The sequence below is a fragment of the Streptomyces sp. KR55 genome (assembly GCF_052245645.1).
Taxonomy (GTDB): domain Bacteria; phylum Actinomycetota; class Actinomycetes; order Streptomycetales; family Streptomycetaceae; genus Streptomyces; species Streptomyces flavusporus.
The window spans coordinates 19,220-28,895 of sequence record NZ_JBQQCE010000063.1; the positions used below are offsets into that span (position 1 = coordinate 19,220).

At 72.1% G+C, this 9,676-nt stretch carries 8 protein-coding genes and 1 pseudogene; all 9 read left to right on the forward strand.

What is annotated here, in order from left to right; all coding sequences use genetic code 11:
- The first annotated feature begins 60 nt into the window (after positions 1-60).
- Positions 61-900 (forward strand): 16S rRNA (cytidine(1402)-2'-O)-methyltransferase, encoded by an 840-nt coding sequence (gene rsmI, locus ACTWQJ_RS12085; RefSeq protein WP_443306632.1) that lies wholly within the window; start codon positions 61-63, stop codon positions 898-900.
- 275 nt (positions 901-1,175) lie between these two features.
- A complete protein-coding gene (locus tag ACTWQJ_RS12090) occupies positions 1,176-1,517 on the forward strand; it encodes a hypothetical protein (protein WP_443306633.1) in 342 nt (113 codons plus the stop codon).
- A gap of 48 nt (positions 1,518-1,565) precedes the next feature.
- Positions 1,566-2,435 (forward strand): TatD family hydrolase, encoded by an 870-nt coding sequence (locus ACTWQJ_RS12095; RefSeq protein WP_443306634.1) that lies wholly within the window; start codon positions 1,566-1,568, stop codon positions 2,433-2,435.
- A gap of 108 nt (positions 2,436-2,543) precedes the next feature.
- Positions 2,544-3,944, forward strand: a complete 1,401-nt coding sequence (locus ACTWQJ_RS12100; protein WP_443306635.1) for a ubiquitin-like domain-containing protein — start codon at positions 2,544-2,546, stop codon at positions 3,942-3,944.
- Between the two features lie 197 nt (positions 3,945-4,141).
- Positions 4,142-5,029 carry a 16S rRNA (adenine(1518)-N(6)/adenine(1519)-N(6))-dimethyltransferase RsmA gene (gene rsmA / locus ACTWQJ_RS12105; protein ID WP_443306636.1) on the forward strand — a complete coding sequence of 296 codons (888 nt, stop codon included), beginning with the start codon at positions 4,142-4,144 and terminating at the stop codon, positions 5,027-5,029.
- On the forward strand, positions 5,030-5,935 hold the full coding sequence (locus ACTWQJ_RS12110) for a 4-(cytidine 5'-diphospho)-2-C-methyl-D-erythritol kinase (RefSeq protein WP_443306637.1): 906 nt from the start codon (positions 5,030-5,032) through the stop codon (positions 5,933-5,935). It abuts the gene before it with no gap.
- 140 nt (positions 5,936-6,075) lie between these two features.
- Complete coding sequence (locus ACTWQJ_RS12115; RefSeq protein WP_443306638.1) at positions 6,076-7,170, forward strand: N-acetylmuramoyl-L-alanine amidase; 1,095 nt, start codon at positions 6,076-6,078, stop codon at positions 7,168-7,170.
- Between the two features lie 72 nt (positions 7,171-7,242).
- Positions 7,243-9,048 carry an ABC-F family ATP-binding cassette domain-containing protein gene (locus ACTWQJ_RS12120; RefSeq protein WP_443306639.1) on the forward strand — a complete coding sequence of 602 codons (1,806 nt, stop codon included), beginning with the start codon at positions 7,243-7,245 and terminating at the stop codon, positions 9,046-9,048.
- Positions 9,049-9,287: 239 nt separating this feature from the next.
- Positions 9,288-9,676, forward strand: a pseudogene (locus ACTWQJ_RS12125) (PQQ-binding-like beta-propeller repeat protein); the annotation flags it as partial.

Below are 9,676 nucleotides of genomic sequence, written 5' to 3' on the forward strand. Positions count from 1 at the left end.
CGCCATCGTAGGGAACAGGTCTGTGGGAGTCCCGTGGACCGCCCCTGCGAGGATGGAAACGTGACTGGAACCCTTGTACTGGCAGGCACCCCCATCGGCGACATCGCGGACGCCCCGCCCCGGCTCGCCGAGGAGCTGGCCGGGGCCGACGTGGTCGCCGCCGAGGACACCAGGCGGCTGCGGCGGCTCACCCAGGCGCTGGGCGTCACGCCCAAGGGGCGCGTCGTGTCGTACTTCGAGGGCAACGAAGCCGCCCGTACGCCGGAACTGGTCGAGGAACTGCTCGGCGGCGCGCGCGTGCTGCTGGTGACGGACGCCGGGATGCCGTCGGTGTCGGACCCGGGGTACCGGCTGGTCGCGGCGGCCGTGGAGAAGGACATCAAGGTCACGGCCGTGCCCGGTCCGTCCGCCGTACTCACCGCACTCGCACTGTCCGGGCTGCCCGTGGACCGGTTCTGCTTCGAGGGGTTCCTGCCGCGCAAGGCGGGGGAGCGGCTGTCGCGGCTGCGGGAGGTCTCCGGCGAGCGCCGGACGCTCGTCTACTTCGAGGCCCCGCACCGGCTCGACGACACGCTCGCCGCGATGGCCGAGGTGTTCGGGGCGGAGCGGCGGGCCGCCGTGTGCCGGGAGCTGACCAAGACGTACGAGGAGGTCAGGCGGGGTTCGCTGGGGGAGCTCGCGGAATGGGCCGCGGAGGGGGTTCGCGGGGAGATCACCGTCGTGGTCGAGGGGGCGCCGGAGAGGGCCGAGGCTGTCGACGCGGAGGAGATGGTGCGGCGGGTGCGGGTGCGGGAGGAGGCGGGGGAGCGGCGGAAGGAGGCGATTGCTGCGGTGGCGGTGGAGGTGGGGGTGCCTAAGCGGGTTGTCTTCGACGCGGTGGTTGCTTCTAAGCGCCGTTGAGGGTGGGGGTGCGGGTGCGTTGTGGTTGATCGCGCCCACGGTGGGGGTCCCCCCGCTCGAGCGAAGCCGAGAGTGGGGGAGGAGCCGCATGTCGTCACAGCCCCGCGCCCCTTTAGGGCGTTGTCCCACGCGTCGGTAAAGGGGTGCGGGCGTATGGGCAAGGTACGGCCAAGGCCGGCTCAACACTGGACAGGTTTCGTGCGTTCGCTCCCGCCCGGGAGTCCACTGGGTGGCGGGATGCAATCCGTCCCTCCAGCGGACAACAGGAGCTGGTAATGAGCGAGATCACTGGACAGACCGGCCTTCGCAACGGGGCGACCGCCGTGGTCAACGAGTCGTATTCCTTCGCCTGCATGCGCTGCGGGCACGGCTGGGAGCAGTCGTACGAGATCGAGCACCACACGGACGTGGAGGGCCGCGAGTTCGTGATGTACGTGGCGGACGGGCGGGTGGTGCCCTCGCCGCTGAGCCGGCCCACGTGCCGGAACTGTGACGGACATGTGGTGCGCATCATGAGGGCCGGGCAGGTGTCGTCGGTCCGTGATGCGGCTGACAGGGAGCATCACCACTGGCACCTGTCCGATCTCCTGCACCCGTTCCAGCGCCGGGCCGACTGAGACGGCCGGCGGCTCGGGGGAGGCGTGCCCCTTTCGTAGGATCGGGGCATGCCTTCCCCCGCCGAAGCCCCGCCCCTGCCCGAACCCCTCCGGGTCCCGGTCGCCGACTCCCACACCCACCTCGACATGCAGTCCGGCACGGTGGAGGAGGGCCTCGCCAAGGCCGCGTCGGTCGGTGTGACGACGGTCGTGCAGGTGGGGTGCGATGTGAACGGCTCCCGGTGGGCGGCCGAGACGGCGGCGGCGTACGAGAACGTCCACGCGGCCGTCGCGCTGCATCCCAACGAGGCCCCGCGCATCGTCCACGGGGATCCCGACGGCTGGTCGCGGCAGGGGGCGCGCGAGCCGGGCGGTGACGCCGGGCTCGACGAGGCGCTCGCCGAGATCGACCGGCTGGCCGCGCTGCCGCAGGTGAAGGCCGTCGGGGAGACGGGGCTGGACTACTTCCGCACCGGCCCGGAGGGCAAGGAGGCGCAGGAGCGGTCCTTCCGCGCCCATATCGAGATCGCCAAGCGGCACGGCAAGGCGCTGGTCATCCACGACCGCGAGGCTCATGCGGATGTGCTGCGGGTCCTGAAGGAGGAGGGCGCGCCCGATCGGACCGTCTTCCACTGCTACTCCGGTGACGCGGAGATGGCGGAGCTGTGCGCCCGCGCCGGTTACTACATGTCCTTCGCCGGAAACGTCACCTTCAAGAACGCCCAGAACCTGCGCGACGCGCTCGCCGTGGCTCCGCTGGAGCTGGTGCTGGTGGAGACCGACGCCCCGTTTCTGACGCCGGCGCCGTACCGCGGACGGCCCAACGCCCCGTATCTCGTTCCGGTCACGGTGCGTGCGATGGCCGCCGTGCGCGGCATCGACGAGGACGCGCTGGCGACGGCTCTCGGCGCGAACACGGCGCGTGCCTTCGGTTACTGACCCATAACGCACCACGCTGTGTAGTCGCGTCGCTTTGGAGAGTGACGACCGCTCGGCTAGGTTCTGGGGGCCCGATCCGGACCCCTCCGGCCCCTGGAGCGTGTCGGTGTGAGCAACTCGCAGTTCGAGACGTACAAGCCATATGAGCCGTATGAGTCGTATGAGCCATATGAGACCCACGAGGCATATGGCACCTATGAGCCGTCGGCGTACGCCGGTTTTGATGTGCACAGTGCGCCGACGCTGGCGTATGGCGTCACGTATGACACATACGACACGGGCGACACAGACGGTGACACGTACCGGCCCGCTTACGAGATGCCCGATCCTGTGCTGCCCCGGCAGGGCGGGTCGCGCGCCGGAGTGGAGCGGCGGGGTGCGCGCCGGCGCAGGGGGCGGCGGTACGCCGAGCGCGCGGACGGCTCCGTGCGCCGTCTGCTCCCGCAGGCACTGGTCGTCGCCTTCCTCGCCGGCGGCACCACCGCGTTCGTCGCCGAGGACAAGGCTGTCGAGCTGAGCGTCGACGGCGAACCGCGCCGGCTGCACACCTTCGCCGACGATGTGACCGAGCTGCTCGCGGAGGAGGGTGTGGAGGTGGGGGCGCACGACATGGTCACACCCGCCCCCGGCACGGAACTCACCAACGGCGACGAGATCGCCGTGCACTACGGGCGCCCCGTCCGGCTCACCCTCGACGGCGAACGCCGCGAGGTGTGGACGACGGCGCGCACGGTGGAAGGGGCGCTCAAGCAGCTGGGGGTGCGTGCGGAGGGCGCGTACCTGTCCGCCTCGCGCTCCCGGCGTATCGGGCGTGCGGGCCTCACGCTCGACGTGCGCACCGAGCGGTCCGTGACGATCATGGCGGACGGCCGCGCCCGCACCATCCGCACCAACGCCGCCACCGTGGGCGAGGCCGTCGACGAGGCCGGGATCACCCTGCACGGCCAGGACGCCACCTCCGTCCCGGCCGACAGCTTCCCGCGCGACGGGCAGACGGTCAGCGTGCTGCGGATCACCGCCACGAGGGAGGTGATCGAGGAGCAGATCCCGTTCCAGGTGCGGCGGATCGAGGATCCGACGGTGTTCCGGGGCACGGAGGTCATCGAGCGGGCCGGGCAGCCGGGCCTGCGCCGGGTCACGTACTCCGTGCGCAGCGTGAACGGGGTCCGGCAGAAGCCGCGGCGGATCGGCTCCGAGGTCGTGCGCGAGCCGACCGCGCAGGTGGTGAAGGTGGGGACGCAGCCGTTGCCGACGTCCGTGCAGAGCGCCGACCACCTCAACTGGCAGGGCCTCGCGGCATGCGAGTCCGGCGGCCGCCCCGGCGCGGTCGACGCCTCGGGAACGTACGGCGGCCTCTACCAGTTCGACGCCCACACCTGGCGCAGCCTGGGCGGCACCGGCCGCCCCCAGGACGCCCCGGCCACTGAACAAACCCTCCGAGCAAAGAAACTCTACGTACGCCGAGGCACGGCCCCCTGGCCACACTGTGGCAGCCGGCTGCACTCGTAGGCCGCGGGCATGCGTGCCGCCTGGTGGGCTGGGGGTTGCGCAGCCCGGCGCTGGCGGGGTGCCTCCCCCACTCTCGGCTTCGCTCGAGCGGGGGACCCCCATCGCCCACCCGTGCCGCCCCAGCGGCACGACTGCCCGCAGCTGCGGCGGGGCAACCGAAGAACCCGGCCCACCCACCGCCCCGTACCCTTGTCCCCGTGACCAGCCCCACCCCCGACGCCCTCCTGGGCCCCGCCGACATCCGTGATCTGGCGGAAGCCCTCGGCGTACGCCCCACCAAACAGCGCGGCCAGAACTTCGTCATCGACGCCAACACGGTCCGCCGTATCGTCCGCACCGCGGACGTCCGCCCCGACGACGTGGTCGTGGAGGTCGGCCCGGGACTCGGCTCGCTCACCCTCGCCCTGCTCGAGGTCGCCGATCGCGTCACCGCCGTAGAGATCGACGACGTACTCGCCGCAGCACTGCCCGCGACGATCGCGGCCCGCATGCCGGACCGCGCGGAGCGCTTCGCGCTGGTGCACTCCGACGCGATGCACGTGACCGAGCTGCCGGGCCCGCCCCCGACCGCGCTGGTCGCCAACCTCCCCTACAACGTCGCCGTGCCCGTCCTGCTGCACATGCTGGACACCTTCCCGAGCATCGAGCGCACCCTCGTGATGGTGCAGGCCGAGGTCGCCGACCGGCTCGCCGCGGCGCCCGGCTCGAAGGTGTACGGCGTGCCGTCCGTGAAGGCGAACTGGTACGCCGAGGTCAAGCGGGCCGGCGCCATCGGCCGCAACGTCTTCTGGCCCGCGCCCAACGTCGACAGCGGGCTCGTCTCGCTCACCCGCCGCCCCGAGCCGCTGAAGACCACGGTCACGAAGCGCGAGGTGTTCGCCGTGATCGACGCGGCGTTCGCCCAGCGCCGCAAGACCCTGCGGGCCGCGCTCGCGGGGTGGGCCGGTTCGGCGGCGGCCGCCGAGGCGGCGCTCGTCGCGGCCGGGGTCTCGCCGCAGGCGCGTGGCGAGGCGCTGACCGTCGAGGAGTTCGCCCGTATCGCGGAGCACAAGGAAGTCGGCGCCCAGCACAAGGAGTCCGAGTAAGTGAGCGCGAGCGTCACCGTACGCGTCCCCGCCAAGGTCAACGTCCAGCTCGCGGTCGGCGCCGCCCGCCCCGACGGCTTCCACGACCTGGCCAACGTCTTCCTGGCGGTCGGGCTGTACGACGAGGTCACGGTCACCGCGGCCGACGAACTCCGCGTCACCTGCGACGGCCCGGACGCCGGCCAGGTCCCCCTGGACCGCACGAACCTCGCGGCCCGCGCGGCCGAAGCGCTGGCCGAGCGGTACGGCCGCACCCCGGACGTGCACATCCACATCGCCAAGGACATCCCCGTGGCCGGCGGTATGGCGGGCGGCAGCGCGGACGGTGCGGGTGCGCTGCTGGCCTGCGACGCACTGTGGGGCACGGGCGCCTCCCATGACGAACTGCTCGACATCTGCGCCGAGTTGGGCAGCGACGTGCCGTTCAGCCTGGTCGGCGGGGCGGCTCTCGGTACGGGACGCGGCGAGAAGCTGACGACGCTCGAAGTGGGCGGCACCTTCCACTGGGTGTTCGCGATGGCGGACCGGGGGCTGTCGACCCCGGCGGTCTTCCGGGAGTTCGACCGGCTCGGCGAGGGCATGGACATCCCCGAGCCGGTCGCCTCCCAGGCACTCCTCGACGCCCTGGCCAAGGGCGACCCGGACGCGCTCGCCGCCGCCGTGTCCAACGACCTCCAGCCCGCCGCCCTCTCCCTGTTCCCCGAGCTCGCCGGCACCCTCGCGGCCGGCCGCGCCGCCGGCGCCCTCACCGCGCTGGTCTCCGGCTCCGGTCCGACGACCGCGTTCCTCGCCCGCGACCCCGAGTCCGCGGCGAAGGTGGCCGAGGCGCTGAGCGCGTCGGGGACGTGCCGGACGGTGCGTACGGCTTCGGGGCCGGCGCCCGGGGCGACGGTGCTCGGCAGCTGAGTACGGCCGGCGGCGACAGGCCCTGTCCCGCACCAGCGGGTGACCGGCGCCCCTCTGGTTGATCTTCTTCGCCCTATCTCCACGAGGAATTGGGGGAGTTGTGGTGCTGGAGAGGTAGATGGGGCGAATATCGTTCTTTCATGTTTCAACCATCCCACCGCAGGAAACGGCCCCTCTCCCGCCGCGGAGTGCTCGGAGCCGCCGGAGCCGTGGCCGCCGGTGCAGCACTGACCCCGGCGGTCTTCGCCGCCGCCGACTCCGACGAGCCGGCCGCCGGCCCGGCCCCGGGCACCCGGCCGGAGACCTTCCCGGCCACCCGCTCGTCCTCCGCCGCCGACACCGCCACCCTCTCCTTCGCCGCCTCCTACGTGGGCGTCCGCTGGAAGGGCGCCCAGGAAGGCGCCGGGATCCGCTTCCCGGACGGCGACGCCTCCGGCACCTGGCAGCCCCTGACCGCCGGCTGTGCGACCGTCGACGACGGCGGTACGGCGCTGATCGCCGCTGGCGCGGCCACCGCGTACGAGGTGAAGGTGCCGGACGGGGCGACGGGCGTGCGCTCGCTGGCGATCGACACCACCGAGGGACCCCGCCGCACCGTCAGGGTGCCGACCGAGCCGACGCGCCTGCGGGGCGTCCGCTACCTGTCCCGCGCGGCCTGGGGCGCCGACGAGTCCAAGCGCTACAAGGACGGGAAGGTCAACTCGCCCGAGCAGTACTTCCCATTGCAGACCATCACGGTCCACCACACCGCCACGCCCAACGCCGACGCCGACCCGGCGGCCACCGTACGGGGCATCTACGAGTACCACGCGGTCACCCTCGACTGGGGCGACATCGGCTACCACTTCCTCATCGACGAGGCGGGCGTCATCTACGAGGGCCGCTACTCCGGCGACGACGGCCTCCCCGCCTTCGACCCGGACGGCAACCTCGTCACCGCCTTCCACACCGCCGGCTACAACTCCGGCAACCTCGGCATCGCCCTCCTCGGCACGCTGGCCGACCAGGGCCCCACGGACGCCGCGAAGGCCGCACTGACCGGGCTGATCAAGGTGATCGCCCGCTTCAAGGGCCTGGACCCGCAGGCGAAGGTCACCTTCGTCAACCCGGTCAACGGTGTGACCAAGGACGTGCCGGTGGTGAGCGGTCACCGCGACTGGCTGGAGACCGACTGCCCCGGGCAGACGATGTACGACCTGCTCACCGAGGTCCGCGCGGCAGCGGCACCCCGCTGACCTGCGCGTATCGGTCACCTCCCGGCGCGGACTACGCTGGGAGGCTGACCGATCCCCGCGAGCAGGAGCGAAATGGCCGTCAATCTGGTCAATGTCGAGAACGTCAGCAAGGTGTACGGCACCCGCGCCCTTCTCGACGGCATCTCCCTGGGCGTCTCGGAAGGGGACCGCATCGGCGTCGTCGGCCGCAACGGCGACGGCAAGACCACGCTGATCCGGATGCTCGCCAAGCTGGAGGAGGCCGACACCGGCCGGGTCACCCACTCCGGCGGCCTGCGCATGGGCGTGCTCACCCAGCACGACTCCCTCGACCCCGAGGCCACCGTCCGCCACGAGGTGATCGGCGACATGGCCGACCACGAGTGGGCGGGCAACGCCAAGATCAGGGACGTGCTCACCGGTCTGTTCGGCGGGCTCGACCTGCCGGGGTTCCCGAAGGGCCTCGACACGGTCATCGGGCCGCTCTCCGGTGGCGAGCGGCGGCGTATCGCACTCGCCAAGCTGCTCATCGACGAACAGGACCTGATCGTCCTCGACGAGCCCACCAACCACCTCGACGTCGAGGGCATCTCCTGGCTGGCGCAGCACCTGCGCGAGCGCCGCTCGGCCCTGGTCTGCGTCACCCACGACCGCTGGTTCCTCGACCAGGTCTGCACCCGCATGTGGGACGTCCAGCGCGGGGCGGTGTACGAGTACGAGGGCGGCTACTCCGACTACGTTTTCGCCCGCGCCGAGCGCGAGCGGATCGCCGCGACCGAGGAGGTCAAGCGGCAGAACCTGGTCCGCAAGGAGCTGGCCTGGCTGCGCCGCGGCGCCCCCGCCCGTACGTCCAAGCCGCGCTTCCGCGTCGAGGCCGCCAACGAGCTGATCAAGGACGTACCGCCGCCCCGGGACAGCTCCGAGCTGATGAAGTTCGCCTCCTCCCGGCTCGGCAGGACGGTCTTCGACCTGGAGGACATCACCGTCCAGGCCGGTCCCAAGGCGCTGCTCAAGCACGTCACCTGGCACCTCGGCCCCGGCGACCGCATCGGCCTGGTCGGCGTCAACGGCGCCGGCAAGACCTCCCTGCTGCGTGCCATGGCCGACGCGGCCCGGACGGAGGGCGAGGCGCAGCCGGCGGGCGGGCGGATCGCCGTCGGCAAGACGGTCAAGCTCGCGTACCTGTCGCAGGAGGTCGCCGAGCTGGACCCGAACTGGCGGGTCCTGGAAGCCGTCCAGCAGGTGCGCGAGCGCGTCGACCTCGGCAAGGGGCGCGAGATGACCGCGGGCCAGCTGTGCGAGACGTTCGGCTTCAACAAGGAGAAGCAGTGGACGCCGGTCGGCGACCTGTCCGGCGGTGAGCGCCGCCGGCTCCAGCTGCTGCGCCTGCTCATGGACGAGCCCAACGTCCTCTTCCTCGACGAGCCGACCAACGACCTCGACATCGAGACCCTCACCCAGCTCGAGGACGTCCTCGACGGCTGGCCCGGCTCGATGATCGTCATCTCCCACGACCGGTTCTTCGTCGAGCGCACCACCGATCGCGTGTACGCCCTTCTCGGCGACGGCACGCTGCGGATGCTGCCGCGCGGCATCGACGAGTACCTGGAGCGGCGCCGGAAGATGGAGGAGGCGGCCGCCGCGTCCGTCCCGGCCGCCCCGGCGAAGCCCGCCGCCGAGAAGAGCGCCGCCGACCAGCGGGCCGCCAAGAAGGAGCTGCAGAAGATCGAGCGGCAGCTGGACCGGATCTCCGAGAAGGAGACCAAGCTGCACGCCCAAATCGCCGAGAACGCAACGGACTTCGCAAAGGTGGCCGAACTCGACGCCGAGTTGCGGCAGTTGACGGGGGAGCGCGAGGAGCTGGAGCTGCGCTGGCTCGAACTCGCCGAGGACGCCTGAGTACCTGCGCGCGGGGCGCGCACGCCTCGTGAAGGGGGCGTGAAGGCGCGTAACGAGGGCATCACGGGCCGGTCCTCCCTTGGGAACAGGGGAGGATCCGGCCCCGTGCTGTGTCGGTCCCGGGTGATAGAAAGGCCGTCTGAGAACCGTCTGAGAAGCATGGATGTGGCGGAAACACAGCGCCACCGGGCGCGGGCCACATCGGTCACATGCTCATCAGCCACAAGGGGGAACCGCTGATGACCCAGCCGCCCAACCAGCCGCCGAACGGCGGCTTCGGCGCGCCACAGGACCCGCCGCCGGGCGGCTTCGGCGCACCACAGGACCCGCGGCAGGGCACACCCCCTCCGCCCGCCCAGCCGCCCCAGACGCCGCCGCCCCCGCAGGGCGCCCCGCAGCCGGGTTACGGCTATCCGCAGCAGCAGCCCGGCCCGTACGCCCAGCCGGGTCCGTACGGCACCCCCGGCCCCTACGGGCAGCCGAACGCCCAGGGCCCGTACGGCCAGCCGCAGCAGCCCGGCCCGTACGGCCGGCAGCCCGGCTACGGATACCCGCAGCCCCAGTACCCCGGCGGCCCTGGCACCCCGCCGCCCGGCTCCGGCTCTCGCAACCCCTTCAAGGGCCGGCC